Annotated in this window: 19 protein-coding genes and 1 pseudogene; 9 read left to right on the top strand and 11 right to left on the bottom strand. The window is 73.0% G+C overall.

Annotated elements, in window-relative coordinates:
- Positions 1–323 precede the first annotated feature (323 nt).
- Genes ABZX85_RS49455 through ABZX85_RS49445 form a run of 3 tightly spaced genes read right to left on the bottom strand, consistent with a single transcriptional unit; the run spans position 324 to position 1,929 of the window.
- On the bottom strand, positions 324–905 hold the full coding sequence (locus ABZX85_RS49455; RefSeq protein WP_355884989.1) for a hypothetical protein: 582 nt from the start codon (positions 903–905) through the stop codon (positions 324–326).
- Positions 902–1,780: an aminoglycoside phosphotransferase family protein gene (locus ABZX85_RS49450; protein WP_355884988.1), complete on the bottom strand. Its 879-nt coding sequence runs from the start codon at positions 1,778–1,780 to the stop codon at positions 902–904. Before ABZX85_RS49450 ends, ABZX85_RS49455 begins: the two co-directional genes overlap by 4 nt.
- Positions 1,777–1,929 carry a hypothetical protein gene (locus tag ABZX85_RS49445; protein ID WP_355884987.1) on the bottom strand — a complete coding sequence of 51 codons (153 nt, stop codon included), beginning with the start codon at positions 1,927–1,929 and terminating at the stop codon, positions 1,777–1,779. The genes ABZX85_RS49450 and ABZX85_RS49445 overlap by 4 nt, the downstream gene beginning before the upstream one ends.
- 929 nt (positions 1,930–2,858) lie before the next feature.
- Here ABZX85_RS49445 and ABZX85_RS49440 point away from each other — a divergent pair.
- A pseudogene (locus ABZX85_RS49440) lies at positions 2,859–3,417 on the top strand (BCCT family transporter); the annotation flags it as partial.
- Between the two features lie 84 nt (positions 3,418–3,501).
- Here ABZX85_RS49440 and ABZX85_RS49435 read toward each other — a convergent pair.
- The 4 genes from ABZX85_RS49435 to ABZX85_RS49420 form a co-directional block, all read right to left on the bottom strand.
- Entirely contained in the window at positions 3,502–4,506 is a 1,005-nt protein-coding gene (locus tag ABZX85_RS49435; protein WP_355884986.1) for a 3-oxoacyl-[acyl-carrier-protein] synthase III C-terminal domain-containing protein, read from the bottom strand.
- 17 nt (positions 4,507–4,523) lie between these two features.
- A complete protein-coding gene (locus ABZX85_RS49430) occupies positions 4,524–5,594 on the bottom strand; it encodes an alcohol dehydrogenase catalytic domain-containing protein (protein ID WP_355884985.1) in 1,071 nt (356 codons plus the stop codon).
- 165 nt (positions 5,595–5,759) lie between these two features.
- Complete coding sequence (locus ABZX85_RS49425) at positions 5,760–6,293, bottom strand: GNAT family N-acetyltransferase (RefSeq protein WP_355884984.1); 534 nt, start codon at positions 6,291–6,293, stop codon at positions 5,760–5,762.
- Positions 6,294–6,325: 32 nt separating this feature from the next.
- Positions 6,326–7,090 carry an NAD(P)-binding domain-containing protein gene (locus tag ABZX85_RS49420; protein ID WP_355884983.1) on the bottom strand — a complete coding sequence of 255 codons (765 nt, stop codon included), beginning with the start codon at positions 7,088–7,090 and terminating at the stop codon, positions 6,326–6,328.
- Between the two features lie 136 nt (positions 7,091–7,226).
- On the opposite strand from ABZX85_RS49420, the gene ABZX85_RS49415 reads away from it, so the two are divergent.
- Positions 7,227–7,802, top strand: coding sequence for a TetR/AcrR family transcriptional regulator (locus ABZX85_RS49415; protein ID WP_355884982.1), 576 nt, complete (start codon positions 7,227–7,229; stop codon positions 7,800–7,802).
- Between the two features lies 1 nt (position 7,803).
- Here the strand turns inward: ABZX85_RS49415 and ABZX85_RS49410 are convergent, their stop codons facing one another.
- The gene (locus ABZX85_RS49410) at positions 7,804–8,172 is read right to left on the bottom strand and encodes a cytidine deaminase (protein ID WP_355884981.1); all 369 of its coding nucleotides are present in this window, start codon (positions 8,170–8,172) and stop codon (positions 7,804–7,806) included.
- A 170-nt stretch (positions 8,173–8,342) separates the two neighbouring features.
- On the opposite strand from ABZX85_RS49410, the gene ABZX85_RS49405 reads away from it, so the two are divergent.
- Positions 8,343–9,608, top strand: coding sequence for an MFS transporter (locus ABZX85_RS49405; protein WP_355884980.1), 1,266 nt, complete (start codon positions 8,343–8,345; stop codon positions 9,606–9,608).
- Positions 9,609–9,716: 108 nt separating this feature from the next.
- Here ABZX85_RS49405 and ABZX85_RS49400 read toward each other — a convergent pair whose 3' ends face one another.
- Both ABZX85_RS49400 and ABZX85_RS49395 read right to left on the bottom strand, forming a co-directional pair.
- Positions 9,717–10,259, bottom strand: a complete 543-nt coding sequence (locus ABZX85_RS49400) for a YciI family protein (protein WP_355884979.1) — start codon at positions 10,257–10,259, stop codon at positions 9,717–9,719.
- Between the two features lie 111 nt (positions 10,260–10,370).
- On the bottom strand, positions 10,371–11,222 hold the full coding sequence (locus ABZX85_RS49395) for an SDR family oxidoreductase (RefSeq protein WP_355884978.1): 852 nt from the start codon (positions 11,220–11,222) through the stop codon (positions 10,371–10,373).
- Positions 11,223–11,316: 94 nt separating this feature from the next.
- Between ABZX85_RS49395 and ABZX85_RS49390 the strand changes: the two genes are divergently transcribed.
- The 5 genes from ABZX85_RS49390 (at position 11,317) to ABZX85_RS49370 (ending at position 13,841) form a co-directional block, all read left to right on the top strand.
- The gene (locus ABZX85_RS49390; RefSeq protein ID WP_355884977.1) at positions 11,317–11,715 is read left to right on the top strand and encodes a helix-turn-helix domain-containing protein; all 399 of its coding nucleotides are present in this window, start codon (positions 11,317–11,319) and stop codon (positions 11,713–11,715) included.
- A gap of 87 nt (positions 11,716–11,802) precedes the next feature.
- Positions 11,803–12,153, top strand: a complete 351-nt coding sequence (locus ABZX85_RS49385) for a VOC family protein (protein WP_355884976.1) — start codon at positions 11,803–11,805, stop codon at positions 12,151–12,153.
- Between the two features lie 9 nt (positions 12,154–12,162).
- Positions 12,163–12,513 (top strand): hypothetical protein, encoded by a 351-nt coding sequence (locus tag ABZX85_RS49380; RefSeq protein WP_355884975.1) that lies wholly within the window; start codon positions 12,163–12,165, stop codon positions 12,511–12,513.
- A gap of 131 nt (positions 12,514–12,644) precedes the next feature.
- The gene (locus ABZX85_RS49375) at positions 12,645–13,151 is read left to right on the top strand and encodes a hypothetical protein (RefSeq protein ID WP_355884974.1); all 507 of its coding nucleotides are present in this window, start codon (positions 12,645–12,647) and stop codon (positions 13,149–13,151) included.
- A gap of 168 nt (positions 13,152–13,319) precedes the next feature.
- The gene (locus ABZX85_RS49370; protein ID WP_355884973.1) at positions 13,320–13,841 is read left to right on the top strand and encodes a VOC family protein; all 522 of its coding nucleotides are present in this window, start codon (positions 13,320–13,322) and stop codon (positions 13,839–13,841) included.
- Here ABZX85_RS49370 and ABZX85_RS49365 read toward each other — a convergent pair.
- Positions 13,825–14,403 (bottom strand): helix-turn-helix domain-containing protein, encoded by a 579-nt coding sequence (locus ABZX85_RS49365; protein ID WP_355884992.1) that lies wholly within the window; start codon positions 14,401–14,403, stop codon positions 13,825–13,827. The two genes, ABZX85_RS49370 and ABZX85_RS49365, sit on opposite strands and share 17 nt — an antisense overlap.
- A gap of 127 nt (positions 14,404–14,530) precedes the next feature.
- Between ABZX85_RS49365 and ABZX85_RS49360 the strand changes: the two genes are divergently transcribed.
- Entirely contained in the window at positions 14,531–15,409 is an 879-nt protein-coding gene (locus tag ABZX85_RS49360) for an NAD(P)-dependent oxidoreductase (RefSeq protein WP_355884972.1), read from the top strand.
- Positions 15,410–15,437 lie beyond the last annotated feature (28 nt).

Raw genomic sequence — 15,437 nt, 5'->3', positions numbered from 1 at the left:
CCTGACACCAGACCGCCCGGCACCACCGACACGAACCCCACCCCCCAGCCCACCCCGACAAGAACACACCACACACCACCCGGCACGAACAGCCGACCCGCCCCGACAAACCACCACGAGATCTGCCGTCGTCAGCCACCAGCGCATCATGCCCCGGACGCTGCGCGCCGAGAGCGTCCGGCCGTGGACGCGGCAGTCGATGCGGGCCGCGATCACGCCGCCCAGTCCGCGCGGGACGACCGACAGCAGCAGCACCCCCAGCAGAAAGGGGTGCAGTGACGTCAGGACCGTTGCCGCCGCGGCGAGTTGGACGAGTGCGCTGGTCAGGGTCCTGGCGTCGCCGGCGAGGTCGACGGCGCGCAGGGCGCCGATCTCGGCGGCCCGGCCGCGGTCCTGGAAGCCCTCCGTGTCGTACGCCGACAGTTCCGCCGCATGTGGAGGCCGACCAGGGTCAGGGCCGCCGCCGAGGCGGTCTTCGGGTTGAGGCGGCGGATCGACCAGTCCGCGACGATCCACAGCGCCGCGCCGGCCGCCATCGCCGCCACGGCCACGGTCAGCGCCCAGGCCGCGCGTGACAGGCCGACGCGGGGGCCGGGGGCCGTCAGGTGCGGCAGGACCCTCGCGACCGCGCCGAGCATCACGGCCGTCGCGACACCGGACAGGAACCGGCAGACGACGATCGCGGTGACCATCCGGCGGGCGGACGTCCAGGCCAGGCGGGCCGTCCGGCGGAGGGCCGCCGGGATGCGGCGGGCCATGTCCCACAGGGTCGCCTCGTCCATGGCGTGGCGGTGCCGGCGGCCGTTGCAGCCGAGTTCCGGCGGGGCCGACGGGGCCGACGGGGCCGACGGGGCCGACGGGCGGGGAACTCCCGTACGGGCCGGGGGAACCGGGGCCGTCGTCACGCGAACACCCCCGCCATGAGCCGGTCCAGGGTACGGCGGCCCCGGGCCGTCACAGCGGCGTCCCCCAGCGCCGGGCCACGGGCCAGGCAGTTCACCGCGTCCAGGGCCGCGAGGCAGGCCAGCGCCTGTTTCTCCTCGGGAGTGAGGTCGCGGCCGTACCCCTCCAGGAACGCGGCGCGCAGGTCCGGACGGTCCGTCCAGGTCGTGCACGCCAGGAGGACGAAGTCCTGTACGGCGGTCGCGAACCGGGAGCGTGCGAAGTCGATCCAGCCGGCCCGGCGATGGGCCGGCGACCACAGGAGGTTGCGGTCCCCCGCGTCGCCGTGGACGAACGCCAGCGGGAGGGGAGGCAGGGCGCGCAGGCGGGCCGTGAGACCGCGTACGAGTCTGCGTTCCGGGACCGTCAGGCAGGCGTCGTGCAGGTGGTTGCCGGCCCCGTCGGCGGTCGACCTCAGGGCCTGCGCGGCTTCCTTGCGGCGGGCCGCGGAGAGGTCGCCGGCGTGGTGGAAACGGGACAGGAGCGTGCCGGCCTGACGGTGGGCGCGGGCCTCCTCCGCGGGGGTCAGGGTCTGCCGTTTCACCGGGTGGCCGGGGACCGCAGTCAGGAGGAGGGCCAGGTGCTGGGCGTTCGACGCGCGCAGGCGCGGGGCACGGCCGGTGCCGAGGGCCGGGGCCGCGTGGCGCAGGGCGAGCGTCTCCCGCTCGTACGCCACCGGGCGTGCGGAGATCTTCAGGTAGAAGCGGGTTCCGGTGGGGAGGGTGAGGCTCCAGACGCGGGAGGTCTCCCTCGGGTGGGAGACGTCCTCGGCCGCCGGGCGGGCGCCGAGGGCGGCGGCGGCCCAGGCGAGCGCGGCAGTGGGGGTGGTCCCGGTCATGCGCCCCACCTCGACGACGGGCGTGACGCGGAGGCGAACAGGGTGCGGCGGGCGTCGACCGGGCGGCGGAAGGCGGTGGCCCGCGCCGACTGGACAGGGGGATTTTCGAACGCGGGATGCAGGGCGGTGAGCAGGCGGACGGGACGCATGGCTTCTCCTCGGTGAGGGGGGTGGGGGCAGAGCAACCGGACAACGTCCCTGATCACGGGGGCGATACGGGGAGTTCCGGGCGACATGTCGAGCGTGAGTTCGAGCGCGGCCGGGCTCGGCAAGTACCGTCCGGGTCGCGGGCCGTTCGATTCACCCGTCGAGGGGACGGGGGTTCGCACGTGCCCCGAACGGGGGATTGCGTGACGGTCTCGACGGCACCGGACTCCTACAGCGCGACACGGACGTGCTCTGCGGACGGCACCCTCGCCGGTACCACTGACAATCACCGGGGTCCGGGGCCGGGATCAGGACATTCCGCGCGGAGGGGGTACAGGGTGCGGAGGGCCGCCGTACGGCCGCAGTCCCGGTGGGTGGTGGAAGGAAGGTGCCGCGTACGGCGCTTCCGGCGCCCGGGGCCGGGCCTTCGGCGACGTGGCCGGATCTGGTGTCCGCCGGTCACCGGAAGAGTGATCCGGCCTGCCGGTCCGGGATGGTGAGGGCTACGGTGGGCCCGCTCCTGCCGGCCGCCCGGCGTCACCCGCTGCATCCGGGAGTGACGGACACGATGCCGGCCTCCGGGTCGCCGCCTGCCCCCCGGCCTGCGACGGCAACCTCCTCGTCGGTCCCGATCCCGGCGAAACGGCAGCTCCAGCCGCCCGGAACATTACGGGCTCCCCGCATGAGGCGCTCACCGCTCCGAGAGCTGCACCGAGACGGGCTGCCCGGTGAAATACCTTTGCCTACCCCGAAATACGCGGCGCGCAAGGGATGAGAGGGATGGTGGGGCCGTGCCACCGGGACACTGGAGCAGGTGTCGGGGGATCTGCCGGGCGGGCTGGACGTCCGTTCTGACGGCGACGGGGCTCGTGGCGTTCGCACCGGGTACGGCGGGCGAGCAGCCGGAACTCCACACCCCGCCGTCGACCGTCAGGGCATCCAGCGGCCGTCCGACGTCAACATGGTGCTCGCGCTGCTCGTGGTCGTCGCCGGGCCGACGGTCTTCGTCCCCGACCTGATACCGGCCTCCGTCGGCGCCTGTCTCGGGGATCTGCCGCAAACGGCGGGCCGTCGGCATGTTCATCGCGCGGCTCAGCCACGGCCGGACGATCCGTCAGTTCGTCGGCGGGGTCGCCCTGGTGCCGAACACGGTCAGCCTGCTGTGGTTCGCGGTGTTCGGCGGGTCCGCCATGTAGCTGCGCGAACAGGGAGAACTCGCGGGCGCGACGAACCCGGAGAGCTGCCTGCTCGGGCTGCTCCAGGGGTTTCCGGCGGCGACTCCGGCCTCCGTCGTCGTGACGACCCTCGTCGGGATCTCCTTCGTCTCCGGCGCCGACGCGGCGGCCGTCGCGTCATGGGGACGCCCTCGCAGCGGCTCCCGGGAGCCGGGCCGTGGTCGTGTTCTGGGATGTCCTCACCGGACCGCAGAACCCGACAGTCCTCGCCGACTCACCCGGAAGCTGCGGCACGATCCGCTGACCGTCCGGGGGCGGCGCGGCGGGCATCGCCGGGTGCGAGGGGTACGGCGGCGGGGGTGGGCTGTGGAACGGGCCGGCGTCGTCGCCTTGAGCGCGTCAGACCCGGAGCAGGACCGCCGTGACGTGGAGGCCGCAGCCGACGGCGGCGATCACGACGTACTCGGTGTCGACGGTGGTGAAGTGGTGGGAGAGGTTGACCGGGTAGGTCGCGAGGGTCATGTTGCCGTACTCGGCGAGGGTGTCGAGGTGGACGGCGGGGCCGATGCGGTCGGACCAGTGGTCCATCAGGAGGCGGGAGCCCTGGTGGGTGATGAGGCTGACCTGGCCGCCCTTCACGCCGTTGCGGTCCAGGAGGGCGTTCACCAGGACGGGGAGTCCGTCCTTGACGACGCCGAGGAGGTCCTCGTTGCCGGTCCGGGTCATGTCGTACACCATCGACGGCAGCCCGGTGTCGGGGTTCACCGGCAGGAAGGTCAGGCCGTTGAGGGTCAGGAACCGGTGTCTGAGGGTGAGGCCGTGGTACTGGCTGCTGAGGGTGCGGAAGGCGTGGTCGACGAGGACGAAGCGGTCGGAGGGGCCGACGACGGCGGCTCCGGCGGCGTCGCTGATGCTGACCGAGTAGCCCTGGGTGTAGTCGCTGTGGCGGGTCCAGTTGGCGCCGACGACGACCAGGCTGGTGCCGGCGCGGCCGGCCTCGACCGCCTCGGCGGCGTGCACGAGGCCGAGGAGGAAGTTGCTGTACTCGCCGTTGACGGGGACGACCATCGCGTCGCCCGGCAGGCCGAGCAGGTGGTGCACCTGGAACAGGCCGTTGGGGGTGGCGTACTCGGGGACGGTGACGTAGCCGTAGAGCCGTTCGATGTCGTCCTCGCCGGTTCCCGCGCGGGTGAGGGCCTCGCGGGCGGCAGTGACCATGTGGGTCTCGATGCGTTCGCCGGGGGCGAGGAAGCGGCGCCGGTCGAGGCCGCGGAAGACGGCGGACTCGATGACGCCCTGCGCGTTGCGCCGCGTGTCGAGGGCGTCGTACACGGGGTCGTCGTTCCGGCGGGTCTGGGCGGGGAGGGAGTGGCCGCAGCCGAGCACTCCGGCGGTGACGGGCATGGGGGAATCCCGGGGTGTCAGTAGGTCAGGAGGGGTTTGAGGACGCCGCCTCGGCGGTCGGCGAGCATACGGAACGCCTTGTCGGCCTCGGCGAAGGGGAAGCGGTGGCTCGTCATGGGGGTGGGGTCGATCCGGCCGCCCTCAAGGAGGCGGAAGATGCGTTCCAGGCGTTCGGCGCCGCCCGGCGGCAGGACGGAACGGATGGTCTTGCCGCCCAGGCCGAAACCGAAGGAGACCAGGGGGATGGGGAGCGGACCGGTGCTCTTCCAGCCGTGGTGGCCCGCGTTGACGACGGTGCCGGACGCCTTCGTGATCCGTACGCACTGCTCGAACGTCTCGTGCGTGCCGAGGGCCTCGACGGCGCTGTCGACGCCGTGCGGGCCGACGAGGGCGCGGACGGCGTCGACGACGTCCCCGGCGCGGGGGTCGAGGACGTGGTCGGCGCCGAACAGCCTGGAGAGGCGGGCCTGTTCGGGGCGGGTCGCGGTGGTCACGATCAGGCCGGCGCCGAGGAGCCGGGCGCCGATGGTCGTGCAGAGGCCGACGGCGCCCTGGGCGAGGACCGCGACGGTTCCGCCGGGCGGGACGGCGGCCTGTTCGGCCGCGGCGAGGCCGGTGCTGAGGGAGTCGGTGGCGTACAGGGCCTGTTCGTCGCTGACCGTGCCGGGGATGCGGGCCAGGTTGTAGCGGGCGTCGGGAACGGTGAAATACTCGGCGAGCGAACCGTCCTGCTGGGCGGTGAACTTCCAGCCGCCCACTCCCCCGCCGCACTGCTGGGGCGCCCTGGTCTGGCAGAACGAGCACTGCCCGCACGGGGTGACGGCACTGACGGCGACCCGTTCCCCCTCCCGGAACCCGGTGACAGCGGCGCCGAGCCGGTGGACGCGGCCGACGCTCTCGTGGCCGAGGACGCGGCCGAGCGGTACGGGCACGACGCCGTCGAAGAGGTGGACGTCGGAGCGGCACATCATCGACGCCGTCGTGCGGATCACGGCCTCGTTGGGGCCGGGGAGGGGGACCGGGCGGGGTTCCAGGGCTACGTCGCGGTGTCCGAGGACGAGGGCTGTCATCGTGTGCGGGCCGGGCATGGGGGTGACCTCCGGGGAACGCTGTTCACGAGCGAAGGGGGATCGCTGCGGCGAGGCCAGGACGCCGGGGGCGACAGGGCGGATGACCCGTCCGGTTCCGGGGGTGTTGTGCTATGGGCCTGCGGTGATGTCCGGGACACGCGGACGGGCGCGGCGGGGCCCGGTTCATTCGAAGGCGTGAAACGGCTCCTCGGGCGGGTTCGGTGCGGCGTAGCTGTGGATCGTCACCGTCCGGGACGGGCCCCAGTGCTGTTCGGTGGTGGCGAGGCGGGCCCAGCCGAGGTGCTCGTACAGGGCTGTGGCGGCGGTGTCGGTGGTGAGGACGTCCAGGAGGGGGTGGAGGCGCAGGCGGCGGGACTCCGCGGCGGCACGGTCGAGGAGGAGGGTGCCGAGGCAGTGGCCGCGGGCCTGCGGGGTGACGAAGAGGCGGCTGACGACGGCGGTGGCGGGGGTGTGCCAGAGCGCGGGGGCCAGATCGCCGTCGCCGCCGGGGGCGAGGGAGACGTGGCCCGCCAAGCGGCCGTCCAGTTCGACCACCCAGGCGCCGAGGCCGGACGCCCGGGCCAGCCAGCCGCCGGGGTCGGCGGGCCAGTCGAGGGGGTAGCCGTCGTGGCGGTGGACGGCCGCGAGTGCTTCCGCGCAGGCGGGAAGGTCCTCGGGGGTGCGGGGGCGGATCGTCGGCGTGGTGTCGGTGGTCACCGCGGCATCGAAGCACGGGCCCCCGCGGAGTTCTACGCCTTTTCGGGGGAGTCGAAGCCGGCGGGGACGACGCCGCCCGCCGGGCCGCGTACGGCGGCGTCGACGAGCTCACGGACACGTGCCGCGGGGACGGTGACGCCGGGGGTCTCCAGGGCCCAGCGGAACCAGTCCGCCGGGGAGAGGCCGGCCGGGGACTCGCCGGCGTACGGCTTGACGTAGACCGGGGTCTCCGGCTCGCTGCGCCAGCTGTCGGTGAGGGTGCCGGTGTCGACGGTGTCCCAGCCGAGGACGTCGAGGAGTCCGGCGGTGGCCTTCTTGGCATCCGGGCCGTCACCGGCGACGGGCAGGGCACTGCGGTCGGGGGCGCCGGCGGGGCGGGCGAGGGTGAAGAGCTGGTGGGCGCCGATGTTGTTGAACACCTTGACGACGCGGGAGGCGGGCAGGAGGCGCTGGAGGAGGGCGCTGCTGGTCAGGTCGTTCGTGTCGAGCTCGGCGATCCGGCCGTCGCGCTGGGGGTAGTAGTTCAGGGTGTCGAGGACCGTCTTCCCGGCGAGGGCGTCGACGGGGAGCTTGTCGTAGGCGTGCAGGGGGACGGTCGCGACGACCAGGTCGCCGGCGCGGGCGGCTTCGGCGGGAGTCGCGGCACGGGCCCGGTCGCCGAGTTCGGCGACGAGGCCGGCGAGGGTCTCGGGGCCCCGGGAGTTGCTGAGGACGACGTCGACTCCGGCGGCAACGGCCAGGCGGGCGAGGGCGGTTCCGATGTTTCCGCTGCCGATGAGTCCGAGGGTGCGGGGCATGGCGTACTCCGTTCGTCGCGGCCCGGACAGATATCCGGAGGCACAGTCCGTTTTCTATCACACCAAACGGAGACAGCGTCCGGTTACGGCTCTGGTTCACTGGTCCCGACCCGCACGACAGGAACAGGAACGCGCCATGGACACCACCCCGACGACGTGCCGCAAGCCGCGTACCGATGCCGCGCGCAACCGCGCCCGCATCCTCGACACGGCGCTGCGTCACTTCACCGAGCGCGGGGCGGGGACCTCACTGGAGGCCGTCGCGAAGGAGGCCGGGGTCGGGCCGGCGACGCTCTACCGGCACTTCCCGACCCGGGAGGCGCTGCTCGCGGCGGCGCTGGAGACCCCGGCGGGCGAACTCCTCGCCGAACGCGAGGAGTTGCGTGCCGTCGGCGATCCCGACGAGGGGCTGCGGCGGTGGCTGCTGGCCCTGGAGCGCTACCTCAGCACGTTCACCGGGCTGCCCGCGCCCGTCCTCGCCGCCCTGAACTGCGACGACTCCCCGCTCGCCATGTCCTGTCAGGAACTGATCGGCATCACGGACGAGTTCCTCGCCACCGCGCAGCAGGGCGGGACGGCACGGCCGGCGGTCCACGGCCGCGACCTCTTCCTCGCCGCCCTCCTGCTCGCCTGGACTGGCGGCGCCCCGGTCGACGACGACGCGCTGCCGACGCTGCGCCGGCTCATGGAGACCGGGTACAGCACGCGGTGAGCTACTGGTGGTCGGCCCAGACGTAGCTCTCGGGGAGCAGGTCGGCGACGGGTACGGCCCGCTCCCCCACGATGACCTCGACCGTCGGGAAGTAGTCGAGGAGGACCTGCCGGCAGCGTCCGCAGGGCGGGACGACTCCCCGGTCGCGGTCCCCGACGGCGACGATCGTCCGCAGGTCGTAGACGCCCTGGGCGGCGGCCGTGCCGATGAGGACGAGTTCGGCGCAGGGGCCGCCCGTGAAGTGGCAGGCGTTCAGCGCGGTGACGATCCGGCCGTCGGGGGCGCGGCCGGCCGCCGCCATGGTGTGGCGGTCACCGTGGCAGCGGGTGCGGGCGAGGTGGGCGGCGGCTTCGACGAGTTCATGATCCACGCGGCCACGATCGCTTCGTAGGTGGGCGTGTGCAAGCGGATTGCGGGGCGGGGGTGCGCGCCGGGAGGCGTCAGGGCGGCATCCGAGCGGCATCCGGGCGGCGCCGTCCTCGGAAGAGGTGCCGAGGAGAGTGCGGGACGCCGTGCGGATCATGTGGCTAACGTGGGCGGGTGACTCTCCTCTCCCCCGCCCGGCTCGTCCCGCGCTCCTATCAACCCCTGTTCCGGCACGGCGAGTTCAGGCGGCTGCTGCCCGCGCTCGCGGTGTCGGACCTCGGGGACGGGATGAGTGTCGTCGCGGTGGCGTGGCTGGCCGTGCTGATCGCGCCGGACGGGCAGGCGGGGTTCGTGGTGGGCGCGGCGGTGGCCGCCTACGCCCTCCCGGGGGCCGTGGGGGCGCTGGTGTTCGGGCGGTGGCTGCGGCGGCTCGCGCCGAAGCGGCTGCTGGCGGTGGACAGCTGGCTGCGGGCGGCGATGCTGGGGTGCGTGCCGGTGGCGTGGGCGCTGGGGGTGCTGCATCCGGTGCTGTACGTGGTGCTGCTCGCGGGGTCGTCCGTGCTGCACGCGTGGGGCGGGGCCGGGAGGTACTCGCTGGTCGCGCAGCTGCTGCCGGCCGAACGAAGGCTCGCGGCCAACGCGTTGCTCAGTTCGAGCGTGTCCGTCTCGATCATCCTCGGGCCCGCGGTCGCCGGGTTCCTGGTGGCGGTGGTGGGGCCCGCCTGGCTGATCGGGGCGGACGCGCTGTCGTTCGCCGTGCTCGCCGTGCAGGTGGGGCGGATCGGTGAGGCCGGCGGGGTGACCGAGGCGCCGGCGGACGCCGGGCGGTCCATGGACGGGCTCAGGCTCCTGCGGGGCCAGCCCGAGCTGCTCGGGGTGCTGGTGCTGACGTGGATGTTCAACTTTCTGTACGGGCCCGTCGAGGTCGCGCTGCCGCTGCACGTGACCGAAGACCTCGGATCGGGCGCGCAACTCCTCGGACTCTACTGGACGGTGTTCGGGGTGGGGGCCGTGCTGGGGGCACTGGCGGCGGGGGCGTTGAGGCGGCTGCCGCTCTGGCCAGTGACGCTGGGGATCGTCGTGGGGTGGGGGCTGCTGCTCGTGCCGTTCGGGTTCGGGGCGCCGGCCGGGGTGTCGCTGGTGTGCTTCGCGGTGGGCGGGGTGATCTACGGGCCGTTCACCGCCTTGTCGTTCACGCTGTTCCAGGAACGTACACCGGCCGCCTGGCTGACGACCGTGCTGGCAGCCCGCGGGGCGGCGCTGCTGACGGCGGCGCCGGTGGGGACGGCACTGGGCGGGCCGCTCACGGCGACGCTCGGGCCTCGGGGAGTACTGGGGGCGTCGGGGGCGGCGACGGTCGTGCTCGGGGTGATCGCCGCGGGGGTGTGGGGATGGGCGCGGTGGTCGGGGGCGCGGAGTCCGGAGAAGGGGGGTGGGTGAGCGGCGGGGTTCAGGGCTGTTCGCGCGGGCGGCGCGGCTCGGCGTCGTACGTGTGGTGGTGCTTCGCAGGAGCGGAGGCCGATGGGCGGAGGGCGGAGGCCGGTGGGGTCAGCGTCGGCCGCCGAACTCCCAGGCGTGGACCTCCGTCTCGGCGTGGGGGCCGAGGACCGTGCGGGCCGTGTGCGGGTCGGGGGCGCGTACCAGGGCCGTCGTGCCGAGCCATCGGGTACCGTCGTCGGAGAGGAGGGGGCCGAAGGCGATGAGGTCGTCGGTGGTACCGGGGAGGGTGAGGACAGTGGACGGGACGGGGCCCAGGCCGAGGACCAGGTAACGGTCATCGCCGGTCGGGCCGCCGGGGAAGTCCCACATGGTGCGTCCGAGGAGGTTGCGCCAGCGGCGCAGGAGGACGTCCCGGTAGACGCCGGCCTGATGGTTGGGCTCGTCGTGGGCGAACGCGCGGGCGGCGGCCGGATCGGGGAGGCCGACGATGTGGACGCTGCCGGTGGGGGTCTCGCCGTCGGCGGCGAAAGTGGGGCCGCGGGCGATCAGTTCGGCCGTGTAGCGGTCCATGTACGACCAGTGGGATTCGGCGAGTTCCCTGCGCAGGGGCAGGGAGCCGGTGCGGTCACGGTGGTAGCAGAAGAACTCCATGGGCGGTGATCATCGCGGAGGCGGGGAGGAGGCTCAAGCGACTTCGGCCGCCGGACGGACCTGGGGGGTGCCGTACGGCGGCCGGCCGTGGATTGGCTCAGGGCTCGGTGGTCACTTGAGGGCTGCGGCGATCGTGTCCGCGATCGGTGTCGTCGGACGGCCCGTCAGGCGGGACAGGTCGCCGGTAACGGCGGCGAGTTCGCCGCGGGAGAAGGAGGCGTCCGCGTCGGCGAGGATCGTCGCGTAGAGGGCGGGCACGCCCGCGCCGGTGAGGACGTCGGCGTACGCCTCGGGGGTCACCCGGTGGTAGGCGATCTCCTTGCCGCAGAGGCGGGAGAGTGCGGCGGCGAACTCCGTGAACGTCCAGGCGTGGTCGCCGCCGAGTTCGTACGTACGGCCCTCGTGGCCCTCGCCGGTGAGGACGGTGACGGCGCCCGCGGCGTAGTCGGCGCGGGTCGCGGAGGCGATACGGCCGTCGCCGGCGGCGCGGACCAGGGTGCCGTGGGCGATGATCCGGTCGAGGCCGTCGGCGAAGATCTCGCTGTACCAGTTGTTGCGCAGCACGGTGTGCGGGACGCCCGAGGCGGCGAGGGTCTTCTCCGTGGCGCGGTGGGCCTCGGTGAGGGGGGCGTCGTGGCCGCCGGTCGCGCTGGTGTAGGCGAGGAGGGCGACGCCGGCGGCCCGCGCGGCGTCGATGACGACCTTGTGCTGGGCGGCGCGGTCCGCCGTCATCTCGCCGCTGGAGATCAGGAGCACCTTGTCGCCGGGCGCGAACAGGTTCGCGTACGTGTCCGGGGCGTTGTAGTCGGCGAACGCGGTCCGTATGCCCCGGGCGGTGAAGGGGGCGGCCTTCTCCTCGCTCCGTACGACGGCGGTGATCCGGTCGGCCGGGACCCTCTCCAGCAGGCCCTCGACGACCAGACGGCCGAGGTTCCCGGAGGCTCCGGTGACGACGTAACTCATGACGGCTCCTTGCGGCAGGGGGGTTGGGTGTGTCCTCGACCCTAGGAGTTTTCGTCACTCTGCGTGAGTACGTACTTTGAAGTACGGTACTGGCATGACCGTCAGTGCCGGGGTGGCGAGCCGATCCGGGGCGTTGTGCCCGCAGCGTCTGACCATGGAGCACGTCACCAGCCGCTGGGGCGTCGTCGTCCTGATCCGGCTCCTGGAACGCACCTACCGGTTCGCGGAGTTGCGGCGGGCCATCGGCGCCACGGAGTCCGTCGGGCAGGTCACCGAGAAGATGCTCGGGCAGACCCTTCAGAGCCTGGAGCGGGACGGGCTGGTCCACCGCGACGTGAAGCCCGTCGTCCCGCCGCACGTCGAGTACTCCCTCACCGATCTCGGGCGCGAGGCCGCCGTCCAGATCCGGGCGCTCGCGCTGTGGACCGACGAGCGGCGCGAGCGGGTGGAGCGGGCTCGGCGGGAGTATGACTTGGCGCGGGCGGGGGGCTGACGGCCGGGGCGGGGGCGTCTGGTGCGGGGGCGTCCCGAATCTGATCCTGGTGCGGCCCGGCTGTCGCGGCACGACTGGTGGGGCGTGGTGCTGGAGGCACCCGATCCCGGTGAACTGGCGTGCTTCTACGCGGAGTTGCTCGGGTGGGAGATCGTGAAGGCGGATGTGGACGGGGCGGCTGTCGCGCCCGCCGAGGGGGTCGCGTATCTCGGGTTCCAGCGCGCCGAGGGGTACGTCCCTCCGGTCTGGCCCGCGCGGGAGGGTGCCCAGCGGATGACGGCCCATCTCGACTTCGAGGTCACCGATCTCGCCGTCGCCGTCGCTCACGCGGTCGAACTCGGGGCCCGGGAGAGCGAGTTCCAGCCTCAGGACGGTGTGCGGGTGCTGCTCGATCCGGCGGGGCATCCGTTCTGCCTGTACGTGGACGGTGCTGGATAGGGTGGGGCGATGCCGCTCGTGGAGATCACTTACGCGCCCCATGTCGCACCGGAGGTTCTGCGTGAGCTCGGGGATGTGTTGCCGCATCTGGTGTCCGTGGCTGTGGAGTGTCCTGAGGAGCCGTATGACGGGGATCTTCGGCCTGGGGACGTGGAGTTGAGGTTCCGGGTGCTCGGGCCGTTCGATCGGAGTGGGCTGGATGTGGTGATCGAGGTGCGGTCGAAGTGGTTCGAGAGCCGGGCGGTGGATCGTCAGGAGCGGGTGGACGGGTTGTACGAGGCCGTGGCGGAGGCGACGGGGTTGCGGGAGTTCGGGGTGTATCTGTCGCTGCCGGTGGCGGCTTGGGCGCAGGGGGATTGACGGGGATGGAGGGCGTGGGGCGGTTGGGGCATGTGTACTGGGTCGGTGGGGGGCCGGGGGCGGGGAAGTCGACGGTTGCCCGGAGGATTGCCGCGCGGCGGGGGTGGCGGCTGTATGTCACGGACGACGTGATGGAGGAGCATGCGCGCCGGACCACTCCTCGGGACGCGCCGTTCCTGCGCGAGTTCCTCGCGATGGACATGGACGAGCGGTGGGTGGGGCGGTCGCCGCGTGTCATGGCCGAGACGTTTCACTGGTTCCGGGGTGAGGGGTTCGGGCTGATCGTCGAGGATCTGCTGCGGTTGCCTCGGGACCGGTGTGTGGTGGTGGAGGGGTTTCGGCTGCTGCCCCGTCTGGTGCGGCCACTGCTCGACGCTCCCGGTCATGCCGTCTGGCTGCTTCCGACGCCCGGCTTCCGGAAGGCGGCCATCGAGGGGCGGGCGGCGCCCGGGGACGGGTTCGTGGGGCGGACCGGTGATCCGGAGCGGGCCGCGCGGAATCTCGCGGAGCGGGACGCGTTGTTCGTCGAGCGGTTGACGCGGGAGACCGGGGAACTGGGGCTGGACACTGTGCGGGTGGAGGTGGGGATGACGGAGGAGGAGGTCGTGCGGCGGGTCGGTGGGGTGTTCGGGGTCTGAGGGGTGTGACGCGTGTCAGGGAGCTGAGGGGCGTGACGCGCCTGAGGGGGGTGTGTCCGTGGGAGCCGTCCTGTCGGCTCTCGGCGGGCCTCTAGGACCGTTTTCGTCCTACATCGGTCCTACTGTCGGAGACAGATGATTCCTCTGTTCCTCTGCGGAAGGGTTCCCATGTCGAAGCAGCCTGCCGGCTACACCACGGTCGCGCCTTGGGTCGTCACGGACGACACGGGCGGGTTTCTGGACTTCGTGGTGGACGTGTTCGGGGGTGAGGAGCTCGCCCGGGTGACGACCGAGGACGGGGCCGTGGGGCACGGGGAGGTGCGGGTCGGGGACACGGTGGTGCTGGCGTTCGACCGGCGGGAGGAGTGGCCGGTGATGCCGGCGCTGCTGCGGGTGTTCGTGGCGGACGCGGACGACGCGGTCGCGCGGGCCGTCGCCGCCGGGGGCCGGGTGGTCACGCAGGTGATGGACAGCGCGTTCGGGCAGCGGGGTGGGCGGGTCAGGGACCCGTTCGGGAACGTGTGGTGGGTGGTGGCACATGTTGAGGACGTGCCGGAGGACGAGATGTGGCGGCGGCTCGGGGAACCGGTGTACGCGGAGGGGATGCGAGTGGCGCAGGAGACGCTGGACGCCGAGTTGAGCGGCCGGGGTCAGGGGCGCGGGAGTGCGCCGGTCAGGCCGGGCGGCTGAGGGCGTCCCGGTCGACCGCGGCGTCGAGCAGGGGGGTCAGTTCCCGGACGGCGGTGTCGAGGGCCCGGGTGCTCTGTTCGGCGCGGGCGATGAGGAGGGCGCCCTCGATGCTGCTGATCATGAGGGTGGCCAGGGAGGTGGAGCGGTCGGGCGGCACGCCCATGCCGGTGAGGGCCTCGGCGACGGCCTCGGTCCAGGTGGTGAACGCGCCGACGGCGGCTTCCCGGGTGGAGGCGGTGGATTCGGCGCAGTCGACCGTGGCGGCGGCGACGGGGCAGCCGCCCGCGTATCCGGACGTCGTGTACTCGGCGGTCCACTGGCGGACCATCTCGGCGAAAAGGCCGCCGGGGGTCGGTGCGGGGAGGGCGTCCAGGAAGCGGGGGACGCGGTTGCCGGCGTACCGGCCCGCCCAGCGGACGGCCTCGTTGACCAGTTGCTCCTTGCCGCCGGGGAAGTAATGCTGGAGGGAGCCTCGGGGTGCGTCCGCGTGGGCGGCGACGTCCCGCATGCCGGTGGTGGCGACTCCGTCGCGCCGGATGAGCTGGGCGGCGCTGAAGACCATCCGTTCGCGTGGTCCGCGTTCCGTCACTCCGGGCCTCCCTCTCGTGTACCGCGGCCAGTCTATGACCGCTGTCATAGCGCGGGCTACTATGACAGCGGTCATAGTCCCGGGAGAGTGGTGGTGCGGCATGTCGTACGTGGGTTTCGTCGGTCTCGGCGTCATGGGTCGGCCGATGGCGTTGAATCTCGCGCGGGCCGGGACGCCGTTGGTCGTGTGGAACCGTTCGCCGGAGCCGTGCGAGGCGCTGCGTGCGGCCGGGGCCGAGGTCGCCGCGAGCGCGGCCGAGGTCTTCGCGCGGACGGGGACGGTCGTCCTGATGCTCGCCGACGAGGGTGCCATGGACTCCGTGCTGGGCCGGGGGACGCCGGAGTTCGCGGCGCGGGTCGCGGGACGTGTCGTCGTCCACATGGGCACGACCTCGGCCGAGTACTCGACCGCTCTCCAGGACGACGTCCGGGCGGCGGGCGGGCGGTACGTCGAGGCGCCGGTCTCGGGGTCGCGCGTACCGGCGGAGCAGGGTCAGTTGGTGGGGATGCTGGCCGGGGACGACGACGCCGTCGCGGCGCTGCGGCCGTTGCTGGCGCCGGTGTGCCGTGAGGTGTTCGTGTGCGGGGCCGTGCCGGGGGCGCTGCTCATGAAGTTCTCGGTGAACCTGTTCCTGATCACGCTGGTCACGGGGCTGACCGAGGCGTTCCACTTCGCCGAGCGGCAGGGGGTGGACCTGGGGCTGCTGCGGAACGTGCTGGACGCAGGGCCGATGGCGAGCGCGGTGTCGCGGGTGAAGGCGCCGAAGCTGGTGGAGCGGGAGTTCGGGGTGCAGGCGGGGGTGGTGGACGTGCTGAAGAACAACCGGCTGATCGCGGAGGCGGCGCGGAAGGCGGGGGTGGCTTCGCCGTTGCTCGATGTGTGTCACGCGTTGTTCGGGGAGACGGTGGAGCTGGGGTTCGGCGGGGAGGACATGGTGGCGGTGGTGCGGGCGATCGAGGGGCGGAGTGATGGGGTGTGAGGTGGGGTGTGAGGTGGGGTGTGAGGTG

This window comes from Streptomyces sp. NPDC004539 (assembly GCF_040610055.1).
Classification (GTDB): Bacteria; Actinomycetota; Actinomycetes; order Streptomycetales; family Streptomycetaceae; genus Streptomyces.
The sequence above is the reverse complement of the archived record's forward strand: the minus strand, read 5'-3'. Positions and strand labels throughout refer to the sequence as shown.